The 18,585-nt window shown below is 68.2% G+C and carries 21 protein-coding genes; 11 read left to right on the top strand and 10 right to left on the bottom strand.

The window, feature by feature from the left end:
* Positions 1–67: 67 nt before the first annotated feature.
* Entirely contained in the window at positions 68–502 is a 435-nt protein-coding gene (locus G6N45_RS01475) for a GbsR/MarR family transcriptional regulator (RefSeq protein ID WP_179965330.1), read from the top strand.
* 13 nt (positions 503–515) lie between these two features.
* Here G6N45_RS01475 and G6N45_RS01470 read toward each other — a convergent pair whose 3' ends face one another.
* The 8 genes from G6N45_RS01470 to G6N45_RS01435 all read right to left on the bottom strand — a co-directional run bounded on the left by G6N45_RS01470 (position 516) and on the right by G6N45_RS01435 (position 7,727).
* On the bottom strand, positions 516–1,412 hold the full coding sequence (locus G6N45_RS01470) for a crotonase/enoyl-CoA hydratase family protein (RefSeq protein ID WP_163720107.1): 897 nt from the start codon (positions 1,410–1,412) through the stop codon (positions 516–518).
* Positions 1,413–1,422: 10 nt separating this feature from the next.
* The gene (locus tag G6N45_RS01465) at positions 1,423–1,647 is read right to left on the bottom strand and encodes an anti-sigma factor family protein (protein WP_163727581.1); all 225 of its coding nucleotides are present in this window, start codon (positions 1,645–1,647) and stop codon (positions 1,423–1,425) included.
* A 14-nt stretch (positions 1,648–1,661) separates the two neighbouring features.
* On the bottom strand, positions 1,662–2,297 hold the full coding sequence (locus G6N45_RS01460) for an RNA polymerase sigma factor (RefSeq protein ID WP_170312422.1): 636 nt from the start codon (positions 2,295–2,297) through the stop codon (positions 1,662–1,664).
* A gap of 25 nt (positions 2,298–2,322) precedes the next feature.
* The gene (locus G6N45_RS01455) at positions 2,323–2,793 is read right to left on the bottom strand and encodes a YkgB family protein (protein ID WP_163720105.1); all 471 of its coding nucleotides are present in this window, start codon (positions 2,791–2,793) and stop codon (positions 2,323–2,325) included.
* A 46-nt stretch (positions 2,794–2,839) separates the two neighbouring features.
* Positions 2,840–3,157 carry a hypothetical protein gene (locus tag G6N45_RS01450; RefSeq protein WP_163720104.1) on the bottom strand — a complete coding sequence of 106 codons (318 nt, stop codon included), beginning with the start codon at positions 3,155–3,157 and terminating at the stop codon, positions 2,840–2,842.
* On the bottom strand, positions 3,154–3,783 hold the full coding sequence (locus G6N45_RS01445; protein ID WP_163720103.1) for an LpqN/LpqT family lipoprotein: 630 nt from the start codon (positions 3,781–3,783) through the stop codon (positions 3,154–3,156). The genes G6N45_RS01450 and G6N45_RS01445 overlap by 4 nt, the downstream gene beginning before the upstream one ends.
* A gap of 1 nt (position 3,784) precedes the next feature.
* Positions 3,785–5,815, bottom strand: coding sequence for a prolyl oligopeptidase family serine peptidase (locus G6N45_RS01440; protein WP_163720102.1), 2,031 nt, complete (start codon positions 5,813–5,815; stop codon positions 3,785–3,787).
* A 91-nt stretch (positions 5,816–5,906) separates the two neighbouring features.
* Complete coding sequence (locus G6N45_RS01435) at positions 5,907–7,727, bottom strand: flavin-containing monooxygenase (RefSeq protein WP_163720101.1); 1,821 nt, start codon at positions 7,725–7,727, stop codon at positions 5,907–5,909.
* Between the two features lie 261 nt (positions 7,728–7,988).
* On the opposite strand from G6N45_RS01435, the gene G6N45_RS01430 reads away from it, so the two are divergent.
* The 9 genes from G6N45_RS01430 to G6N45_RS01390 all read left to right on the top strand — a co-directional run bounded on the left by G6N45_RS01430 (position 7,989) and on the right by G6N45_RS01390 (position 15,588).
* Positions 7,989–9,041, top strand: coding sequence for a 2,3-butanediol dehydrogenase (locus tag G6N45_RS01430; protein ID WP_163720099.1), 1,053 nt, complete (start codon positions 7,989–7,991; stop codon positions 9,039–9,041).
* 1 nt (position 9,042) lies between these two features.
* Positions 9,043–9,822: an acetoin reductase gene (locus G6N45_RS01425; RefSeq protein WP_163720097.1), complete on the top strand. Its 780-nt coding sequence runs from the start codon at positions 9,043–9,045 to the stop codon at positions 9,820–9,822.
* A 23-nt stretch (positions 9,823–9,845) separates the two neighbouring features.
* Complete coding sequence (locus G6N45_RS01420; protein WP_163720094.1) at positions 9,846–11,135, top strand: helix-turn-helix domain-containing protein; 1,290 nt, start codon at positions 9,846–9,848, stop codon at positions 11,133–11,135.
* Position 11,136: 1 nt separating this feature from the next.
* Positions 11,137–11,613, top strand: a complete 477-nt coding sequence (locus G6N45_RS01415; RefSeq protein ID WP_163720092.1) for a DUF779 domain-containing protein — start codon at positions 11,137–11,139, stop codon at positions 11,611–11,613.
* Between the two features lie 451 nt (positions 11,614–12,064).
* Positions 12,065–12,343 (top strand): putative holin, encoded by a 279-nt coding sequence (locus tag G6N45_RS01410; protein ID WP_048418773.1) that lies wholly within the window; start codon positions 12,065–12,067, stop codon positions 12,341–12,343.
* Positions 12,336–12,749: a hypothetical protein gene (locus tag G6N45_RS01405; RefSeq protein ID WP_163720090.1), complete on the top strand. Its 414-nt coding sequence runs from the start codon at positions 12,336–12,338 to the stop codon at positions 12,747–12,749. The genes G6N45_RS01410 and G6N45_RS01405 overlap by 8 nt, the downstream gene beginning before the upstream one ends.
* Before the next feature lie 32 nt (positions 12,750–12,781).
* A complete protein-coding gene (gene lpdA / locus G6N45_RS01400; protein ID WP_163720088.1) occupies positions 12,782–14,176 on the top strand; it encodes a dihydrolipoyl dehydrogenase in 1,395 nt (464 codons plus the stop codon).
* The gene (locus G6N45_RS01395; protein ID WP_057150436.1) at positions 14,177–14,455 is read left to right on the top strand and encodes a hypothetical protein; all 279 of its coding nucleotides are present in this window, start codon (positions 14,177–14,179) and stop codon (positions 14,453–14,455) included.
* Between the two features lie 47 nt (positions 14,456–14,502).
* A complete protein-coding gene (locus tag G6N45_RS01390; RefSeq protein WP_163720086.1) occupies positions 14,503–15,588 on the top strand; it encodes a GGDEF domain-containing protein in 1,086 nt (361 codons plus the stop codon).
* Positions 15,589–15,594: 6 nt separating this feature from the next.
* Here G6N45_RS01390 and G6N45_RS01385 read toward each other — a convergent pair whose 3' ends face one another.
* Together G6N45_RS01385 and ramB are read right to left on the bottom strand one after the other, a co-directional pair.
* Entirely contained in the window at positions 15,595–16,134 is a 540-nt protein-coding gene (locus G6N45_RS01385; RefSeq protein ID WP_057150437.1) for a carboxymuconolactone decarboxylase family protein, read from the bottom strand.
* Positions 16,131–17,573 carry an acetate metabolism transcriptional regulator RamB gene (ramB, locus tag G6N45_RS01380; RefSeq protein ID WP_163720084.1) on the bottom strand — a complete coding sequence of 481 codons (1,443 nt, stop codon included), beginning with the start codon at positions 17,571–17,573 and terminating at the stop codon, positions 16,131–16,133. Before ramB ends, G6N45_RS01385 begins: the two co-directional genes overlap by 4 nt.
* Before the next feature lie 129 nt (positions 17,574–17,702).
* Between ramB and G6N45_RS01375 the strand changes: the two genes are divergently transcribed.
* On the top strand, positions 17,703–18,479 hold the full coding sequence (locus G6N45_RS01375; protein ID WP_163727578.1) for an acyl-[acyl-carrier-protein] thioesterase: 777 nt from the start codon (positions 17,703–17,705) through the stop codon (positions 18,477–18,479).
* Positions 18,480–18,585: the final 106 nt, after the last annotated feature.

Here is an 18,585-nt window from a genome sequence, read left to right as displayed (position 1 = left end):
GAAGTTTCAGAGATAATTGAAGACATCCGGCGCAGAGGGGGTTTGACCGCAGATGGCATCCGCCGAATTGGAACACGAGGCCGAGCGCCTGGCGCTCGTGCTGACCGGTCTGGGCCTGCAGCGGATGACTGCCCGCGTGCTCGCGGCGTTGCTGTTCAGCGAACAGCCCAGTGTGACGATGGCCGACCTGGCCGCGGGACTGCAGGCGAGCGCCGGATCGATCTCCGGCGCCTTGAAGACCCTCACATCGGTCGGTCTGGCCGAACGGGTTCCCGTCCCGGCCAGCAGGCGCGCGCATTTTCGCTTGCGTGACGATGCCTGGGCGGTGCTGTTCACCAGCCAGAATGAAACTCTCGCTGCAATGCGGCACGCCGCCGCGGCCGGGCTTGCGGTGGCCGAGCGTGGCAGCCCGGCCAGACAGCGGCTGGCCGACATGAGAGATTTCTACGAGTTCCTGATCGCAGAGATACCTGACCTGCTCGCCCGCTGGTCGTCGCGATGACCCGGAGCAGCCGTCAGGGCTCGATCACGTGGGACGGGTCGGGCCGGCGCTCCGGCGGCGCCTGGCTGTAGTCGCCCCACGGGCCGTCGCGGCGTTCGATCGCGGCGCGCACACCGTCGGTGGCGGCGGTGCCGATGAAATCCAGTGCGGCCGGCGTGTTGCGCATCAGGCCGTCGAGGATCCCACCCAGCGTCTGCGTCGAAGCCAGCCCCATGTTCTCGTAGGCCTGGTTCACGATCAGCTTCTGAGCCTGCAGCTGTGACAGCGGAATCGTGGCCAGCTTCGCCGCGATCTCGGCGACCCGAGCCTCGAGACGCTCGAACGGAACCGACTCGTTGATGAGTTCGACTGCGGCAGCTTCTTTCCCGGTCAGCGGCTCGCCGGTGAGCGAATGCCACTTCACCTTGGCCAGACTCAGCCGGTAGAGCCACATGCCGGTCAGGTAGGCACCCCACATGCGGGCGTACGGCGTTCCGATCACGGCGTCGTCGCTGGCGATCACGAGGTCGGCGCACAACGCGTAGTCGCTGGCCCCACCGACACACCAGCCGTGCACCTGCGCGATCACCGGCTTCGAGGCCCGCCAGATCGCCATGAACTTGTTTGTCGGCCCGGTTTCCCGGGCACTGACCATCGCGAAGTCCTTCCCGGGATCCCACCGCCCGTCGGTGTTCATCGCCTCGCCCCAGTGCTCGAACCCGCCACCGAAGTCGTAGCCGCCGGAGAACGCGCGTCCGGCGCCGCGCAGCACGATGACCTTGACGGCGGGGTCCCGTTCGGCCAGCCCGATCGCCGCCTCGATCTCGTCGGGCATCGGCGGGACGATCGTGTTCAGCCGCTCAGGCCGGTTCAGCGTGATCGTGGCGACAGGCTCCTGCGCGCGGTAGAGGATGGTCTCGAAATCCGTCACCTGAGCAGTTCTATCGCCAATCGTGGAACGCGTCGAGCAGACGGTCCCGGAAGGCGGCTTCCACGGTGTCTTCGCAGATCGCGCTCAGCGCTCCCACGGTGGTGCGGAACTGCTGCAGATAGTTCCCGCAGCCGTCACAGCCGTTCAGATGCTCCTCGAAACGCGCCCGCGCGTCGGGATCCAAGGCTCCGTCCAGGTAGGCGGTCACCAGCTCTACGAGCTCGTTGCAGTTCATCGATCGCTGTCCGGTCACGTCGCGTCCCTCACGTAATCCTCGAGCGCCTGCCGAATCGCCGCCCGCCCGCGGTGCAGGAGTACCCGCTGATTGGCCATCGTGATACCGAGCAGCCGACATACCTCCGCCGAGTCGACATCCAGCACATCGCGCAGCGTGACGACGACACGCTGCCGCTCCGGCAGTCGGTCGAGCTCACGCCGGGTCACAGCCATCAGCTCGGCGCCGAGCACCGAACCCTCCGGTGACTCGGGGAAGGGGGAGGGCTCCTCGCCGTCCCGCCAGTGCCCGGACCACCGCTCGTCGCGGTCACAGAACCGTTCCTGGCTCACGGTGCCGCCGGTGTACGCGGCGATCTGCACCTCGGTGTCCCTGCGGTCGCGCAGGCCGCGCTTCTTGGCGATGTTGATCAGCACCGTGAAAAGCCAGTTGCGCAGCGAGGATCGGCCCTCGAAGCCGTCGATGCCCTTCAGCAGTGCGATCCACGCCTCCTGAACGACGTCCTCGGCGACCTCGCGGGAGCTGACGTAGCCCTGCGCGACCCGGAGCATGGCAGGTGTGTGCCTGTCGACCAGCGCGGCGAAGGCCGACTCGTCGCGGGCGCGTAGCGCCGCGATCAGGTCGGCCTCTTCCGCGGAGGTGACGGTCATGTCTGCGAGATCGTAACCCGACATGTCACGCCTGGGAACCCCGCAGCGCGTCGGCGAGCGTCCACACGGAGATGCCCAGCAACGCAACGTCTTTGATCAGGAACTGGCCGGTCGAGGAGAGCACCGCGAATCCCGCCGACGCCTCGAGGACGCCCGGGGTGGTGAACAGGAAGCTCAGCGTGGCGATGAACAGCCCGACCGCGATCAGGCTGCCGACTGCGGAAAGCCTTGGCCACCAGGGCTTCACCGCGATCAGCGCGGCCGCCGTGAGCTCGAGCACGCCGAGCGCCGCGGAGAACGTCCGGACCGACACGATGTCGTACACCCAGCTCATCAGTGGGCTGCCGGCGACCAGGCCCATGATGCCCTGAGCCTCGAATGCGGTGAACTTCAGCGCGCCGATCCAGGCGATGACGACGACGAGGCCGTACCGGGCCGTCAGCGCGGCGGCATGGTCGAGAGCGGCGAGACGGGGCCGGTGGGTGAGGGTGGTCATGGAGGCTCCTTCCGTTGACGGGTAGTGCCCGCAGGAGCCGGGGGCGTTACATGCCCGGTGGGGGATCGGGTTCGCGCATCGGGGGGTCGGCCGAGTGGATCCGGTCGCCGATCTTGATGTTGGGCGTCCGGAAGTAGGCCCAGCCGGTCGTCAGGATCAGCGCCGCCGCCGCCAGCGCGACCGAGCTGCGGACGTCGGGCAGCCCGCCGAGGACCAGCAGAACCACACCGGCGCTCGTGCCCGTCCAGTAGATCCGCCGTTTGACCGCGCGCCGCGGCAGTCGCGCGGTGTCCCACCCGGGGACGGCGATGCCGGCCAGCAGCATCGCGGCGCCGGCGATCAGCAGGATCTCCGATGTCGTCATGGCAGGACGAGCTGGAACCCGTCGACGATCTCCGAGGAGTCGCGCATGTAGGTCGGGTTACCGGCGTCGGTGGTCTGCAGGGTCAGCGTCGCCAGATACGTCGAGGTCTGGCTCTGTGCGACGACGGCGTGCATGATGACCGGCCGCAGCGGTGCCGGACCCATCGGGGGTGCGGTGTATCGGGTTGTCTCCGAGGGGAATCCGCAGGTGGTGTTGGTCTCGGTGCGCAGGTCGTACGCGCCCATCATCGCGGTCAGGTTGTTGCGGTTCTGGGTGAACACGTTTTCGGGATCCTGCGTGCCGGGCACCGACTCGAGTGTCACGACGGCGTTGGGGGCGAACTGTTCGGAGATCAGGTCCTGCGCGACGATCGCGAAGCGGATGATCTGGTTGTCCATCACCGTGTTGCGTTCCCACCCCGACGGTACGGGGACGCGCAGCTTGGGCTCGCGGGGATTCTTCTGCGGGACGTCGGTCAGCGGTGCCGTCACCGTGGCGCACTGCGCTTCGCCATCGGGCGCGCCGCCGGCAGCGGTCACCGCGGTGCCGGTGATGTCACGGGCGCAACCGGTCAGCAGCAGCGCGGCGGCGAGCAGCGCGGCGCTGCACGCTCGGGTGATCGTCACGTCAGTTGCCTCCCAGCGTGCGCAGCAGGAACTCGTAGATCAGCGCGGAGCGGAACGCCACCTGCGGGTTGTCCGCCGCGCCGGCGTGCCCGCCCTCGATGTTCTCGTAGTAGCGCACCCGGTGTCCGGCGGCCTCCAGCGCGGCGGTCATCTTCCTGGCGTGGCCGGGGTGCACCCGATCGTCGCGCGTCGACGTGGTGATCAGCACCGGCGGGTAGCGCCGGTCTGTCGAGATGTTCTGGTAGGGAGAGTATTTCGAGATGAATTCCCAGTCGTCGGGATCGTCGGGGTCGCCGTACTCGGCGACCCAGGACGCACCCGCGAGCAGCAGGTGGAAGCGCTTCATGTCCAGCAGCGGCACGCTGCACACCAGCGCGCCGAACAACTCCGGGTACTGCGTCAGCATGATGCCCATCAGCAGCCCGCCGTTGCTGCCGCCTTGTGCGCCCAGGTGTTCGACGGTCGTGATGCCGCGCGCCACCAGGTCGCGGGCCACCGCGGCGAAGTCCTCGGCGACCAGATGCCGGCCTTCGCGCATGGCCTGCGTGTGCCAGGTGGGGCCGTATTCGCCGCCGCCGCGGATGTTGGCCAGCACGTAGGTGCCGCCGCGGGACAGCCACAGCCGACCGAGCACCCCGTCGTAGCCGGGAGTGCGGGCCACCTCGAAGCCGCCGTATCCGCCGAGCAGAGTGGGCCCGGGGGCGTGCAGGTGGCGGTGGCCGACCACGAAGTACGGGATCGCGGTGCCGTCATCCGAGGTCGCGAAGTACTGGTTCACCGACAGGTCTGCGGCGTCGAAGAACGACGGCGCCCGCTTGATCTCGCTCAGCGGGCCGCCCGCCGCGCCGTACAGCAGCCGCGACGGCGTGTCGAAACCCGAGGAGTCCAGGAAGATCTCGTCGCCGAGGTGATCGGCCGCCACGATCGCGGTGTTGGTGTTGTCCGGAAGCCCGCTCACCGGCTCCGAGGTCCACGTTCCGGGGGTCATCACCTCGACGTGGCTGGCCACGTCGGCGAGGGTGACCACGACCAGTCGGTCGCGGGTCCAGGCGTAGTGGTGCAGGCTGGTGTGCGGGTCGGGTGTGAAGACGGGCTTGAGTTCGGCCGTCCCCGAGACGAACTCGGCGTAGTCCGCGGCGAGCAGGGAACCGGCCGGGTATGTCGTCGACGCCGTCCCGTAGTTGTAGTGCCAGTCGGTGCGCAGCTCGATCAGCAGCCAGGTGCGGTGGATCGAGATGCTGGCGTCGGTGGGGGTGTCGATCCTGATCAGCTCGTCGCCGCGTAGCTCGTAGACCTCTTCGTTGAAGAAATCCAGTGCGCGGCTGATCAGCGTGCGCTCGAAACCGGGGGTGCGGTCGACCGACGCGGCGACCAGGACGTCGGCCGGATCGCCCTCGAAGATCGTCTCGGCGTCGTCGATCGGCTGACCGCGCTTCCACCGCTTGACCAGCCGCGGATACCCCGACTCGGTGAGCGACCCCTCCCCGAAGTCCGTCCCGATGAGCAGCGTGTCCTCGTCGACCCAGGTCGTCTGCGACTTGGCTTCGGCGAGCTCGAACCCGTCGTCGACGAAAGACCGTGTATCCATGTCGAATTCACGCACCACCGCGGCGTCGGAGCCGCCCCGGGACAGGCTGACCAACGCCCGGGTGTGATCCGGTTCGATGACGTCGGCCCCGGCCCACACCCAGTTGGTGTCGTCGGCGCGCGCCAGCTCGTCGACGTCGATGACGACGTCCCACTCGGGCGTCTCGGTGCGGTAGCTCTCGAGGGTGGTGCGCCGCCACAGACCCTTCGTGTTGGTCGCATCGCGCCAGAAGTTGTAGAGGAACCCGCCGCGGCGACGCACGTAGGGGATCCGCGTGTCGGTGTCGAGCACCTCCAGCGCCTCGGCGCGCATCTGCTCGAAGCGCTCACCACCGAGTTCGGCGACCGTCGGTTCGTTGTGGGTGCGCACCCACGCCAGCGCGTCGTCGCCGGTCACCTCCTCCAACCAAAGGTAGGGATCCGGGGCTTCAGGCGCGTTCGTCACGCCCCCATTCTGCGGGTGCGCCGAAACTGTATTCCACGCGGGCTCAACCGCGTTTTTCGCGCAGGGAATACAGTTTCGGCGGCTAGGGCGCTCAGCTGAGGTGATGCACCTCCTGCAGGCCGTACACCGGGGTGGCCATGCCCTCGTAGCGGGCTTTGAGCTGCAGCGCCAGATACAGCGAGTAGTGCCGCGACTGGTGCAGGTTGCCGCCGTGGAACCACAGATTGGGCTGCTGGGTGGGCTTCCACATGTTGCGCTGTTCGCCCTCCCACGGCCCCGGGTCTTTCGGGGTGTCGCTGCCCAGACCCCACACCTTGCCGACGCGGTCGGCCACCTCCTGGCCGATGAGGTCGGCGGCCCAGCCGTTCATCGACCCGTACCCGGTCGCGTAGACCACCACGTCGGCGGGCAACTCGGTGCCGTCGGCCAGCACCACCGAGTCCTCGGTCAGGCGGTCGACCTGCCCGTGCGCCAGCTTGATCCGGCCGTCGGCGACCAGGTCGCATGCGCCGACGTCGATGTAGTAGCCCGAACCGCGGCGCAGGTACTTCATGAACAGACCGGATCCGTCTGCGCCCCAGTCCAATTCGAAGCCGGCCGCCTCGAGGCGGTCGTAGAACTCCTTGTCGCGCTCCCGCATCTGGTCGTACAGCGGGATCTGGAACTCGTGCATGATCCGGTAGGGCAGCGACGCGAACGTCAGGTCGGCCTTCTCGGTCGTCATGCCCGCCGCCAGCGCGCGTTCGGAATACAGGTCGCCGAGGCCGATGTCCATCAGGGTGTCCGACTTGACGATGTGCGTGGAGGACCGCTGCACCATGGTCACATCGACGCCGTTCTCGTACAGCGCCTTGCAGATGTCGTGGGCTGAGTTGTTCGAACCGATGACGACGGCTTTCTTGCCGACGTACGGGTCCGGTCCGGGGTGCGCCGACGAGTGGTGCTGCTCGCCGCGGAAGACGTCCTGGCCGGGCAGCGTGGGCACGTGCGGCTTGCCCGACATGCCGGTCGCGAGCACCAGCTGGGTCGGGTGCAGCGTGAGGCGCTCGCCGTCGCGGTCGATCTCCACGGTCCAGGTTCCGCTGGCGTCATCGAAGGTGGCTGACAGACAGGTCGTCTTCGACCAGTACGGCACCTCCATCACGCGGGTGTAGAACTCCAGCCAGTCACCGATCTTGTCCTTCGGCGCGAACACCGGCCAGTTCGGCGGGAACGGCAGGTACGGCAGGTGGTCATACCAGACCGGATCGTGCAGGCACAGCGACTTGTACCGCTTGCGCCACTGGTCGCCCGGGCGCTCGTGCTTGTCCACGACGATCGCCGGCACGCCGAGCTGGCGCAGCCGCGCGCCGAGCGCGATGCCGCCCTGGCCGCCACCGATGATCAGCGTGTAGGGCTGCGTGCTGCGGCCGAGTTCGGCGTCCTCGGCGGCCTTCTTCTCGGCCCACGACCGCGGATCGGGGTCGTCGCCGTGCACGGCCCCCATCACCCGGGTCACGCCCTTGGGCTCCTCGTGACCCTTGAGTTCCTGCAGCGCGGTCAGCAGCGTCCAGGCCTGATCACCTTTGAGCCGCAGATGTCCGGTGCCGCGGCCGGTACCGGTCTCGAACTCGATGAACGCCGAGGTCACGTCCCCGTCCTGGGTGGGCGCCTCCTTGGTGCGGAAGCCCGACGGGTCGGTCTCGATCAGCCGCGCACCCAGCATGTCGGCGATCTGGTCGCGGCCTTCGAGGGTCTTGAGATTCCAGGTGAACGACACCAGATCGCGCCAGAAGCTGTCGACGGCGAACATGCCGACGGCGCGTTCGATGTCGCGGACGGCCAGCGCCGCCTCGAAGTCGGCCAACCAGGCGTCGACGCGCTGCTGCGGGGTCAGATCAATGGTGGTCTGAGGGTCGAGAGTAGAAGTCATGTGAGCCAGACCACACCCTGGAGCCAGGGCGGCACAAGAGTTGCGAAGCGTTGCAACTATCCGGTCGGCGACCCTGACGCCGCCCCCCTCGTGCGCCCAAACCAACGTTTGGGTGGCGACACGCCGCGTATGGGCGCCCAAACCGACGTTTGGGCGGGCAGGTGGGTAACAGGGCACGCCCGCTGCAACCCCCAGGGCACGCCCGCTGCAACCCCCTGCAACTCTTTCGCGGTGTGGCCGCGGTCACATAGACATGCCGCTATGAAAGCAGCTGTCTACTACGGACCGAACAAGCTCGAGATCGACGACGTCGCCGAACCGGAGGTCCGCCCCGGCACTGTGAAACTTCAGGTCGGCTACAACGGCATCTGCGGCACCGACCTGCACGAGTACTACGCCGGACCCATCTTCGTGCCGACGTCCCCGCACCCCCTGACCGGCGCGCAGCTGCCCCTGACGATGGGCCACGAGTTCTCCGGCACCATCACCGCAGTCGGTGACGGCGTGACCGGGTGGAGCGAGGGCGACCGCGTCGCCGTCGAGCCGATCTACAAATGCGACCACTGCGGACCCTGCCGGGCAGGCAACTACAACGTCTGTCAGCAGATCGGCTTCCACGGGCTGATGTCCGACGGCGGCATGGCCGAGTCCACCGTCGTGCCGACGTCGATGCTGCACCGGCTACCCGACAGTGTGTCGCTGGAACTCGGTGCGCTCGTCGAGCCGATGTCGGTGGCCTATCACGCGGCCACCCTCGGCGACGTCAAGGCCGGCGACACCGCGATGGTGTTCGGCGCCGGCCCCATCGGCATCGGATTGTGGTTCGCCCTGCGCGGCAAGGGGCTCGAGGACGTCTTCGTCGTCGAGCCCTCGCCGACCCGGCGTGCGGCCATCGAGGCGCTCGGCGCGCGGACACTCGACCCGACGGGCACCGACGTCGCCGCGTTCATCGCCGAGCACACCTCCGGCAACGGCGCGGACGCGGTGTTCGACGCCGCGGGCGTGACGCCCGCGGTGAGCGCGGCGCTGGCGTGCGTCGGCTCGCGGCGGCCGATGATCAGCGTGGCGATCTACGAGAAACCGCTGGAGACACCGCTTCTGAACCTGGTGATGAACGAGTCCCGGATCCAGGGGTCGCTGTGCTACACCGGTGCGGACTTCGAAGCAGTGATCGCGCTGATGGCCGACGGTCGCTACGACACCACCGGCTGGGTGACCCGGATCCCGCTCGACGACGTCGTCGACGAGGGGTTCGAGGCGCTGCACGCCGGCACCAAGATGAAGGTTCTCGTCGATCCCAACGGAGCGAATTGACATGACACTCAACGGAAAAGTCGCCCTGGTCACCGGCGCCGCACGCGGTATCGGGCGCGGCATCGCGCTGCGGCTGGCACGTGACGGCGCCGACATCGCGCTGGTCGACGTCACCGGGGACGGCATCGATCGCGTGGCCGACGAGATCACCGAAATCGGGGGTAAAGCAACAACATTCGTTGCCGACGTGAGTGAGCGCGAGCAGGTGTTCGCCGCCGTGGAGCACACCGCCTCCGCACTCGGCGGTCTCGACATCATGGTCAACAACGCCGGCATCGCCCTGGTCGGCCCGATCATCGACGTGACGCCCGCGGAGCTGAAGAAGTTGTGGGCGATCAATGTCGACGGCGTGCTGTGGGGCATCCAGGCCGCCGTCGCGCAATTCACGAAGACGGGCACCCGCGGCAAGATCATCAACGCCTCCTCCATCGCCGGGCACGACGGCTTCGCGATGCTCGGGCCCTACAGCGCGACCAAGTTCGCGGTGCGGGCCCTCACCCAGGCCGCGGCCAAGGAGCACGCCGCCGATGGCATCACCGTCAACGCCTACTGCCCCGGCGTGGTCGGCACCGACATGTGGGTGGAGATCGACAAGCGGTTCGCCGAACTGACCGGCGCCGCCGAGGGGGAGACCTACGACAAGTTCGTCGGCGGCATCGCACTCGGTCGCGCCGAGACGCCCGACGACGTCGCGGGCTTCGTGTCGTATCTGGCCGGGCCCGACTCCGACTACATGACCGGCCAGGCCGGCCTCATCGACGGCGGCCTGGTTTACCGCTGAAATGGAGAGCACAATCGCCAGTGATGCCAGGGTCGTCCGTGCCTGAACCCGCCGTGGCCGTCGGCGAGGATCCGCGCAGCTACGCGCGGCTGATGTCGGCTGTCTACGACGCGACGATGGCCGGGCACCGGGCGCCGGCGCGGCCCCGCGAGGTGATCGGCGACTCGTGGCAGCGGCTGCTGGCCCGAGGGATCGAACCCAGCGACACCCCGGTGGTCGAGACCGGTGGCCTAGAGGCGCTGCGGCGGGCGTCGGGCCTGATGGAGGTGCTCGACGAGATCTCGCACGGCCTCGAGTCGCTGGTCGCCGACGGGGAGAACATCCTCGTCGTCGCCGACGCGCAGGGCCGGGTGCTGTGGCGCAGCGGCTCCCCGGCGGTGCTGAGCAACGCCGACCGGCTCGGCTTCGTGGAGGGCGCGCACTGGGGCGAAGGGGCCGTCGGCACCAATGCGATCGGCACCGCGCTCGCCGCGCAACGCGCGGTCCAGGTGTTCTCCGCCGAGCACTTCTTGCGCAGCCACCACTCCTGGACGTGCGCGGGAGCGCCGATCCGCGACCCGCGGACCGGGCAGGTCATCGGCGTCGTGGACGTGTCCGGCCCGGCCGCGACCGTGCATCCCACCACCATCGCGCTCGTCGACGCCGTCGCGCGGCTGGCCGAATCGCACCTGCGCTCCGAGCACGACCGCACGCTGAACCGGCTGCGCGCGCTGGCCGCGCCGATCCTGGCCCGCATGGGCACCCCCGCGCTGGCCGTGGACACCGAGGGCTGGGTTGCCGCGGTCGACGCGATGCCTCTGCACAACCGGATCCTGCTGCCCGACCAGATGGGTCCGGGCCGGGTGTGGCTCGCGACGTTGGGACCGTGCGCCGTCGAGCCGCTGCCCGGTGGCTGGCTGGTGCGGCTGGCCGACGGCGACGACGACGCCGGCGCCCCCCACGTGTCGCAGGTGACGCTGGACTTCGCCGATCCGGACAAGCCGTCGCTGCGTCTGACGGGGGAGTTCGGGTGCTGGCGCCACGACCTGTCCCTGCGCCATGCCGAGATCCTGTGCGCGCTGGCACGCTCGCCGCAGGGCCGCTCCGCGCCGCAACTGGCCGAGGATCTCTACGGCGACCGCTCCCGGGTGGTGACGGTGCGCGCCGAGATGTCGCGGCTGCGCAAGCAGTTCGTCGGCCTGCTCGCCGCGCAGCCCTACCGGTTCGCGTCGTCGGTCGGGCTCACGGTCTGCTATCCCCAGGATCGGCGCGCGCTGCTGCCGCCGTCGACGGCGCCGGCCATCCGGGCCGCCCGGTTGGAGGAGGATGGATGACGTGCCCGCACCGAACCGAGCCCTGATCACCGCCGCGGCGGCCGACCTGCTGCGCACCCTGCAGGATCGGCACGGCGCGCTGATGTTCCACCAGTCCGGCGGATGCTGCGACGGCTCCTCGCCGATGTGTTACCCCGACGGGGACTTCGTCGTCGGCGATCGCGACGTGCTGCTCGCCGTCTTCGACGTCGGCGACGGGGTGCCGGTGTGGATCTCCGGTCCGCAGTTCGACGCCTGGAAGCACACGCAGTTGGTGATCGACGTGGTGCCCGGCCGTGGCGGCGGCTTCAGCCTCGAGGCCCCCGAGGGCAAGCGGTTCCTGTCCCGGGGCCGCGCGTTCACCGACGAGGAGAACCGGGCCCTGGCCGCCGAAGCGGTGGTGACGGGCACGGCATACGAGCGCGGTGAACGACCCGTGTCGAGCGGAACGCACGTGGTGGCCGAGGGCGTCGACGCCTGCCCGATGCCGCTGAAGTAGAGCTCCTCACCTGAAAGCCGCTGCGATGAGCAGCTTGATGCGTTCTCCGGTGACGATCTTGCGCTGCAGCGAACGCAGCGCGCTCAGCGCGCGGTCATCAGTGAGGTTCGTTCCGAAATCGCTTGCCGCGCCGAGGACACCTTTAGATCGTCAATGTCAACCAGGAGCTTTCCCACTCGCGAAAGTCATGTGCGCCTATGGGGGTGAACCGCACCAAAATGCGGTCGCGTCCTTCGTGACGCCGCCGCGTTGTGGAGCACATCCGAGCGGGACGCACGTCGTGGCCGATGGTGTCGACGTCTGCCCGATGCCGCTGAGGTAGTGCGCCTCGCGCGTAGTGTGCGCCCAGATCGCCGTGCGGCGCGAATTCGCGATCTGACTACACACCAGGCCGCCTGCGTCCCCAGCGCGCCTCCCCGGAAAGCCGCTGCACCGGCGTTACCGTCGAGAAGTGATCCCGCTGCCCCGCGCATCGGTGTTGGCCGGAGTGATGATCGTCGGCGTCGCTCTCGGCATGATGGGCGCGCTCCTCGCCGCCGTCGAGATCACTGCGCCCGTCCGGCCCGACGTCGTCATCGCCCTCGTCGTCGGCATCCCCGGCGTTCTCGGCACCCTGACCATCCTGATGTCCGGTCGACGCTGGGTCACCGCGCTGGGCGCGCTCGTCCTCGCCGTGGGGCCCGGCTGGTTCGGCGCACTGGCCGCCCTGCAGGTGGCCACCGGTGTCTGAACACACGCAGCCCTACACCCCGGAGTTCACCGGCGGCTTCGCCGCGCAGAGCGTGATCGACGACCCCGCACCGCACACCGCCGCACCGGTCGTCGTCCCCGGAGTGCCGCAATTCCTGGGCCGGTGGCGGTTCGTGCTCGTCACCGCCGCGGTCTGGATCCTCGCCGCCGCGGCCGGGGCCGGCCTGTACTACTGGTGGTATCACTCGCTGGACAAGGCCCTGCCGGTGTTCGCGGTGCTGGTGTACCTGGTGGCGTGCATCGTCGGCAGCCTGCTCACCGCGATGGTGCAGAACCGGCCGTCGGTCAGCGCGCTGGCCCTCGCGTTCATGTCGGCGCCGCTGGCCTCGACGGCGGGGGCCGCGCTGCTCTACGGCGGATATGTCTTCGGCTGGATCACCCGGTAGTCGGACGACGAACACCACTAGGGTGGTAAGGCGTGACCCACTATGACGTCGTCGTTCTCGGAGGCGGCCCCGGCGGATACGTCGCGGCCATTCGCGCAGCGCAACTCGGGCTGAACACCGCGGTTGTCGAACCCAAGTACTGGGGCGGGGTGTGCCTCAACGTCGGGTGTATCCCGTCCAAGGCGCTGCTGCGCAACGCCGAGCTGGCTCAGATCTTCACCAAGGAGGCCAAGACATTCGGCATCGGCGGGGACGTCAGCTTCGACTACGGCGCCGCCTTCGACCGTAGCCGCAAGGTCGCCGACGGCCGGGTTGCCGGGGTGCACTTCCTGATGAAGAAGAACAAGATCACCGAGGTTCATGGCTACGGGAAGTTCACCGGTCCCAACAGCATCGAGGTCGATCTCAACGACGGCGGGACTGAGAAGCTCGAGTTCGACAACGCGATCATCGCGACCGGCTCCAGCACCCGCTTGGTGCCGGGCACGTCATTGTCGGAGAACGTCGTCACCTACGAGAAGCAGATCATGACCCGGGAGCTGCCCGGCTCGATCATCATCGCCGGCGCCGGTGCCATCGGCATGGAGTTCGCGTACGTGATGAAGAATTACGGCGTCGACGTCACGATTGTCGAGTTCCTGCCCCGGGCGCTGCCCAACGAGGATGCCGAGATCTCCAAGGAGATTGAGAAGCAGTACAAGAAGCTGGGCGTGAAGATCCTCACCGGCACCAAGGTGGAGAAGATTGATGATGATGGCAAACAGGTCACCGTCACTGTCAGCAAGGACGGCAAAACAGACGAGCTCAAGGCGGACAAGGTGCTGCAGGCCATCGGTTTCGCGCCCAACGTCGAGGGCTTCGGCCTCGACAAGGCCGGTGTCGAGCTGACCGAGCGCAAGGCCATCGGCATCGACGACTACATGCGCACCAACGTCGGCCACATCTACGCGATCGGCGACGTCACTGCCAAGCTGCAGCTCGCCCACGTCGCCGAGGCGATGGGCGTGGTCGCGGCCGAGACCATCGCCGGAGCGGAGACGCTGGCGTTCGGGGACTACCGGATGCTGCCGCGCGCGACCTTCTGCCAGCCCCAGGTCGCCAGCTTCGGGCTCACCGAGGAGCAGGCGCGCGACGAGGGCTACGACGTCCAGGTCGCGAAGTTCCCGTTCACCGCCAACGGCAAGGCGCACGGCCTCGGCGACCCGAGCGGGTTCGTCAAGCTGGTCGCCGACAAGAAGTACGGCGAGCTGCTCGGCGGGCACCTGATCGGTCACGACGTCTCCGAGCTGCTGCCCGAGCTGACCCTGGCGCAGAAGTGGGACCTGACCGCCAACGAACTCGCCCGCAACGTGCACACCCACCCGACCATGTCGGAAGCGATGCAGGAGTGCTTCCACGGCCTGGTCGGCCACATGATCAACTTCTAATTGAGGGGGATCTGGGTCGCCGGGATCGGCGGATTGGTGGTCGGCCACATGCTGTGGCTGGCCGGGATCTCCGCGGCCATCGGGTCGACCGACATCCCGATGTGGGTGTTGGTCGTCGCCGCGGTGTCGTTCCTCGTCGCGATCGCGGGCGGTTATCTGGGCTGGCGGCAGTGGCAGCAGAAGTCGCGCAGGGCCGAGGCGTGGGCGGTGTTCTGCTGGGCGCTGCCGGTGTCGCCGGTGCTGTTCTCGCTCACCGTGCTGGGCGTGACGTACCTGTAACCGCCAATCGCTGACGGCGCCGCGGCCCAATCCCAGACAATGAGCCGGTGGGGGACGGGGTGGCCGACAATTTGATCCTGCGCTGGTGGCGCCAGCGCGACGAATACCAGTGGCGCATCGACTTTCTGCGCAGCCGTGGGCTGCTGTCGGTGCTGCGGCACGTGATCGCCGGCATCGGGGTGACGATGGGCGTGCTCTCCCTGTTCAACGTGTACGCACCGCCGGGTGTCGACGCTCCTCTGATCCGCGCGGGCTGGGCGTTCGTGGCCCTCGGATCGCTGGGCTGGGCGGCACGCTGGGCGCTGCTGCCGTGGCCGTCGGTCCGGGAGTCGACGGTGTTGGTGGCGTTCGTCGACGTGATCATGACGATCTCGGCGCTGCTGTTCGGCGACGCGAACCTGGCGATGTCGGGGATCCCGATCCTGCTGTGCGCCGGCGGCTATGTGGTGTTCTTCCACGGCCCGCGGCTGCATCTGGCCCACATCGCGTGGTGCACGGTCTCGGTCGTCGGCATCGCGGTGTGGCTGGCGGTGAGCGCCCCGGAATACGGGCTGCAGGTCGCGGTGTCGCGGGCGGTCATCGCGCTGCTGGTCACCGTCTGCATCCTGCCGGCCCTGCAGTTCGGATTCTGGTTGCTGCAGGGCAGTTCGAAGCAGTCGCTGACCGACCCGCTGACCGAGCTGACGAACCGTCGCGGTCTGGCGGTGTCGATCAAGCGGCTCGACGAGAGCGCGCCTCTGCAGTCCGATCTGTGTGCACTGCTGATCGATGTCGACGGTTTCAAGGCGGTCAACGACACCCTCGGCCACGCCGTCGGTGACGAGGTCCTGATCCGCACCGCGCGCAGGATCCGGCAGAGCGTGCGCAGCGAGGCCGTCGTGGTGCGCTGGGGCGGCGAGGAGTTCCTGGTGGTGGACCGGATCTCGGCGGGCCAGGCCGGTGCCGTCGCCGAACGGATCCGGACGTCGGTCTCCGCACCCGCCCAACCCGCCGTCACCGTCAGCATCGGCCTGGCAACGAGCACGAGATACGGCTCGGACCTCGACGAGGTGATCACCGCGGCGGACACCGCGATGTACGAGGCGAAGGCCCGCGGCGGCGACCGCGTCGTCATCGCCGCCGACGTCTGGTGAGCGCCGTCAGTCCGGGAAGTCCAGCGGTACGCCCAGCGTGGTGATCGTGGCGGCCAGGCCGTCGTATTGCGCTGTGAGCAAGCAGAATTCGATCAGTTGCTGGGTGGTGTAGTGCCGGGACAGGGCCTGCCAGGTCTGCGGTGAGACGCCGCGGGTGACGACGAACTCGTCGGTGGCGGTGAGCAGCGTGCGTTCCCGCTCGGTCAGGCCGTCGGCGTCGGGCCCGGCGAAGATCGCGGCCTGGGTGGCCGCGTCGACGCCGCGGGTGCGGGCCAGCCTGCGGTGCTGCTGCAATTCGTACTCGCAGTCGCGCAGATGGCCCACGCGCAGGATCACGAACTCCGCGTCGCGCCGGGACAGCTTGCCTGCGCCGAGCAGGTACAGCGATTGCGGAAGCCACGCCAGGAACAGCAACCGGTGCCGGCCCAGCACGTTCACGAGGCTGAATCGCGGTCGTCGGATGCCCCGGGCCCCGACCTTGGAGATGGCCCAGTTGACCGGTCCGAGTTCCTTGAAGCCACCCGGGGGAATGCGTGCGGTGCTCATGACTGCCTCACCAGATAGGGGGACACCGTCGAGCGGTGTTCGTCGATGTCGAGCGCGCGACCCAGCGCGGGGAACGCCCGCTGCGGGCAGTTGTCCCGCTCGCACACTCGGCAGCCGGCGCCGATGGGAGTCGCCGAAGTATGGGGGCCGCCACCGACATCCAAACCTTCCGAATACACCAGCCGGTGCGCGTGCCGTAGTTCGCAGCCCAGGCCGATCGCGAACGTCTTACCCGGCTGACCATAGCGCGACGCTCGCCGCTCCACGGTGCGCGCCACCCACATGTAGGCGCGCCCGTCGGGCATCTCGGCGATCTGCACGCCGATCTTGCCGGGGTTGGCGAACGTCTCGTAGACGTTCCACAGCGGGCAGGTGCCACCGCTGGAGGAGAAGTGAAAACCGGTGGCGGACTGGCGCTTCGACATGTTTCCTGCGCGGTCGACGCGGACGAACGAGAACGGCACCCCACGCATCGACGGCCGCTGCAGCGTGGACAGCCGATGGCAGATGGTTTCGTAGCTGGCCGAGTAGTACGCCGAGAGCCGTTCGACGTCATAGCGGAACTTCTCGGCGACATCGTGGAACTGGGCGTACGGCAGCACCGTCGCCGCGGCGAAGTAGTTGGCCAGCCCGAGGCGGGCGAGCTTGCGCGATTCCTCGCTGGTGAAGTGACCCTCGTCGGCGAGCTTGTCGATCAGGTCGCCGTACTCGAGGTAGGCCAACTCGGCCGCCATCCGGAACACCCGCTGCCCGGTGGACAGGTGCGCGGTGATCTCCAGCGTCTTGGACACCGGGTCGAAGCGGTGCAGGACCCCTTCGCGGAGGTCGAGGCGGCGGATGATCGTCACCCCGTGCACGAATCGCAGTCGGTCGGAGAGGTCGCCGGCCAGATCGCCGCGCTGGATCCGCATACCGGCTGTCAGCTCCTCGGCGGCGGTGTCCAGCTCGTGCAGATAGTTCTGGCGCTGGTAGAAGTAGTCGCGCACCTCTTCGTGCGGCATCGAGATCGCACCGGTGCCGCTGGCGCCCGAAGTCGCGTTGCCGACGGCGAAGCGGTCCTCGGTGGCGGCGGCCAACTGCGTCGTCGTCAGCTGGTAGCGGCGGTGCAGGTTGACCATGGCGCGGGCCAGCGCGGGATGCGCGCCGACCATGTCGGCGACCTCGGCGGGTCCGACGTCGACGTCGAGGTCGCGGTCCATCAGCACCTCGCGCAGTTCGGCGATCAGCCGGGTGTCGTCCTGGGAGGCGAAGAACGTCGCGTCGACGCCGAACACCTCGGTGATGCGCAGCAGCACCGCCACCGTGAGCGGGCGGACGTCGTGCTCGATCTGGTTGAGGTAGCTGGGGGAGATGTCGAGCATCTGGGCCAGGGCGGCCTGGCTGAACCCGCGCTCGTTGCGCAACTGCCGGACCCTGGCTCCGACGTAGGTTTTGGCCACGTCAGCCAGCGTAACAACCCTGCTAAGCCCCTATTTGCATGATTGGCAAGGTACCTGCGTGTGGCATCATCAGGATTCGTGAGTACCCCCGGTCGGCCGACTGCCGTGACGCAGGGCCTGGCCAAGACCATGATGCCGGTGCCGGATCCGCACCCGGACGTCTTCGATGTCCAGTGGCCGCTGCGGGTGGCCGATGTGGACCGCGAGGGCAGGCTGAAATTCGATGCGGCGACCCGCCACATCCAGGACGTCGGCACCGATCAGCTGCGCGAGATGGGGTTCGAGGAGACGCACCCGCTGTGGATCGTCCGCCGCACGATGATCGACATGATCGAGCCGATCCTGTTCAAGGACATGCTGCGGCTGCGGCGCTGGTGTTCGGGAACGTCGAACCGCTGGTGCGAGATGCGGGTGCGCATCGACGGCCGTAAGGGCGGCCTCGTCGAATCCGAAGCGTTCTGGATCAACATCAACAGGGAGACGCAGGGCCCCGCCCGCATCGCCGACGACTTCATCGAGGGCCTGCGTCGTACCACCACCGAGAGCCGGCTGCGGTGGAAGGCCTACCTGAGCTCTGGCGAACGTGAAGGCGCCGAGCACATTCGCGACTACCCCGTGCGGGTCAGCGACATCGACATCTTCGACCACATGAACAACTCGGTGTACTGGTCGGTGGTCGAGGACTTCCTGCAATCCCGGCCCGAGTTGTTGAAGGCCCCGCTGCGGGTGACCATCGAGCACGATCTCCCGGTCGCGCTCGGCGACAAGTTGGAGATCCTGCGCCACACCTATCCGGCCGGATCGACCGAGAAGTTCGGCGCCGCACTGGCCGACCGGACTGTTACAACGCTCACATATGCCGTCGGTGACGAGGTCAAAGCGGTCGCCGCGATCTTCGCGCTCTGAATCGCTTCATCAAACAGTACGGCCGTACTGACCTGCGACGATCGTTTACCGGCCGGTAACTTCTGAACCGGTTCAGCAGGCGTAAGGCTTCGCAAGCTTCGCAAGT

The sequence above is a fragment of the Mycolicibacterium psychrotolerans genome (assembly GCF_010729305.1).
Classification (GTDB): domain Bacteria; phylum Actinomycetota; class Actinomycetes; order Mycobacteriales; family Mycobacteriaceae; genus Mycobacterium; species Mycobacterium psychrotolerans.
The sequence above is the reverse complement of the archived record's forward strand: the minus strand, read 5'-3'. Positions and strand labels throughout refer to the sequence as shown.

Bases quoted from the DNA above. Each gene is read 5' to 3' on its own strand.
- G6N45_RS01465 (WP_163727581.1), bottom strand. From the start codon at position 1,647: ATGAACTGCAACGAGCTCGTAGAGCTGGTGACCGCCTACCTGGACGGA.
- G6N45_RS01460 (WP_170312422.1), bottom strand. From the start codon at position 2,297: ATGACCGTCACCTCCGCGGAAGAGGCCGACCTGATCGCGGCGCTACGC.
- G6N45_RS01455 (WP_163720105.1), bottom strand. From the start codon at position 2,793: ATGACCACCCTCACCCACCGGCCCCGTCTCGCCGCTCTCGACCATGCC.
- G6N45_RS01450 (WP_163720104.1), bottom strand. From the start codon at position 3,157: ATGACGACATCGGAGATCCTGCTGATCGCCGGCGCCGCGATGCTGCTG.
- G6N45_RS01435 (WP_163720101.1), bottom strand. From the start codon at position 7,727: ATGACTTCTACTCTCGACCCTCAGACCACCATTGATCTGACCCCGCAG.
- G6N45_RS01430 (WP_163720099.1), top strand. From the start codon at position 7,989: ATGAAAGCAGCTGTCTACTACGGACCGAACAAGCTCGAGATCGACGAC.
- G6N45_RS01425 (WP_163720097.1), top strand. From the start codon at position 9,043: ATGACACTCAACGGAAAAGTCGCCCTGGTCACCGGCGCCGCACGCGGT.
- G6N45_RS01420 (WP_163720094.1), top strand. From the start codon at position 9,846: ATGCCAGGGTCGTCCGTGCCTGAACCCGCCGTGGCCGTCGGCGAGGAT.
- G6N45_RS01385 (WP_057150437.1), bottom strand. From the start codon at position 16,134: ATGAGCACCGCACGCATTCCCCCGGGTGGCTTCAAGGAACTCGGACCG.
- G6N45_RS01375 (WP_163727578.1), top strand. From the start codon at position 17,703: ATGATGCCGGTGCCGGATCCGCACCCGGACGTCTTCGATGTCCAGTGG.